Origin of the sequence: Mesorhizobium sp. M4A.F.Ca.ET.090.04.2.1 (genome assembly GCF_003999085.1) — a bacterium.
Taxonomy (GTDB): Bacteria; Pseudomonadota; Alphaproteobacteria; order Rhizobiales; family Rhizobiaceae; genus Mesorhizobium.
The window spans coordinates 1-1,560 of the sequence record NZ_RZOT01000823.1 but is presented as its reverse complement, the minus strand read 5'-3'; the positions used below and the strand labels follow the sequence as shown (position 1 = coordinate 1,560).

The window sequence follows — 1,560 nt, the reverse complement described above, 5'->3', positions numbered from 1 at the left end:
ATCCGCACGCTCGAGGAGAGCGAGGACAGACAGCGCTTTGCCGCCGACGTCTATGCCGATGAGAACAGCCGGCTGATCGCCATGCTCACAAGGCACCTGGCCGACGAAGAGGATTTGATCATCCCGCTGATCCTCGACCGTGGCGACCGCGCCCTCGACACCGACATCGACATCGACTGAGCTTTACCTGGCTTCGCCCTGACCGTCCCCTGCGTCCCTGGCGCGTTCCTTCCTGGCGACGGAGTGGGCGAGGAACCAGGCGAGGCTGGCGACGACAAGCCCGATTGCCAGCGCGATCAGCAGCCGTTCGTGGCGCGCCAGCGCCTGGCCGACGACGCGCTCGGCGCCCAGTCCGAAAACGTAGCCGACCGTGCAGAACAACGCCGCCCAGACCAGCGACGAGATGGCGTTGAGGACGACGAAGCGCATCACTGTGATGTTGGCGAAGCCGGCTGCGACGCCGCCGACCAGGCGCATGCCGTAGATGTAGCGGTTCGAAAGCACGAAGATGTTGGGATGGGAGGAGACCAAACGGAAGGCATGGCTGAAGCCTGGCCGCGCCTTCAGCTTGAGCACATAGGGATGATCGGCGAAGTTGCGGCCGAGGATGAAGAAGAAGGTGTCGCCGGCGAAGGCGCCGATGGCTGCCGCCAGGAAAGCCTGCCAGGCCATGAAGACATGCTGATGCGCAAAGAAGCCGGCGAGTATGGCGGCGCTTTCGCCTTCGGCGACGCAGCCCAGGAAAACGGCGAACAGACCGTACTGCTCGATGAGATGGTGGATGGCCTCGGTCATCAGGGACTTTGCCGCGCCGACAGCTTTTCATCGATGCGCCTGACCTGCTCGGCCAGCCGCAGGATCTCGTCGCGCATGCCGATGATCTCGCTGTGGCGCAGTTCGTCCAGCTTCTCATGCAGCGCCATGATCTCGATCTCGGCCTTGAGGTTGACCTCATAGTCGTGGGCGGCGTCGATACGGTCGCGCTCGGTCTGGCGGTTCTGCGACATCATGATCACCGGCGCCTGCAGTGCTGCGATCATCGAAAGCACCAGGTTGAGGAAAATAAAGGGATAGGGGTCGAAGGCGTCGCGAGACAGCAGCCAGACATTGCCGAAGGTCCACAAGACCAGGAAGGCGATGAAGGTCAGGATGAACGACCATGAGCCGCCGATGCGGGCGATAGTGTCGGCGACCCGGTCGCCGAACGTCTGGTGAAAGGCGACGGCCTTGTTGGTGTCCTTCGAGATGGTGGTGCGATCAAGCGCGCTTTGCAGCACCCGGCTTTCGAGCTTGCTCAATGCATCCGGCCTTTGCCTCAGCCAGCGGTTCGCCAGATCCTCGACTGTCTTGTTCATGTGTCGCCTCCGTCACCGTCCGCGATAAGAGGTAGAGGCTGCCGGTTCGAACGGGAAGTGGTAGATTGACGCGACTTGCGAGGAACCAAATGGCTGACTTTCAAAGAATCCGCGCCCGTGCGGCAAAGCGCAAGGGCGGCGAAGCGGCGCTGGCGTCGCTGCTCGGGCCGCTGCCGGACAATAAGGCCGTGGCTAAGGTCACGGA

General features: G+C 62.7%; 2 protein-coding genes and 2 pseudogenes. 2 read left to right on the top strand and 2 right to left on the bottom strand.

Annotation, left to right across the window (positions count from 1 at the left end):
* Nucleotides 1-180, top strand: a pseudogene (locus tag EN781_RS32265) (hemerythrin domain-containing protein); the annotation flags it as partial.
* Nucleotides 181-183: 3 nt separating this feature from the next.
* Here EN781_RS32265 and EN781_RS32260 read toward each other — a convergent pair.
* Both EN781_RS32260 and EN781_RS32255 read right to left on the bottom strand, forming a co-directional pair.
* On the bottom strand, nt 184-795 hold the full coding sequence (locus EN781_RS32260; protein ID WP_126054319.1) for a DedA family protein: 612 nt from the start codon (nt 793-795) through the stop codon (nt 184-186).
* Complete coding sequence (locus EN781_RS32255) at nt 795-1,355, bottom strand: DUF1003 domain-containing protein (RefSeq protein ID WP_126054320.1); 561 nt, start codon at nt 1,353-1,355, stop codon at nt 795-797. Before EN781_RS32255 ends, EN781_RS32260 begins: the two co-directional genes overlap by 1 nt.
* An 89-nt stretch (nt 1,356-1,444) precedes the next feature.
* Between EN781_RS32255 and EN781_RS35655 the strand changes: the two are divergent.
* Nucleotides 1,445-1,560 (top strand): annotated as a pseudogene (locus tag EN781_RS35655) (DNA-3-methyladenine glycosylase I); the annotation flags it as partial.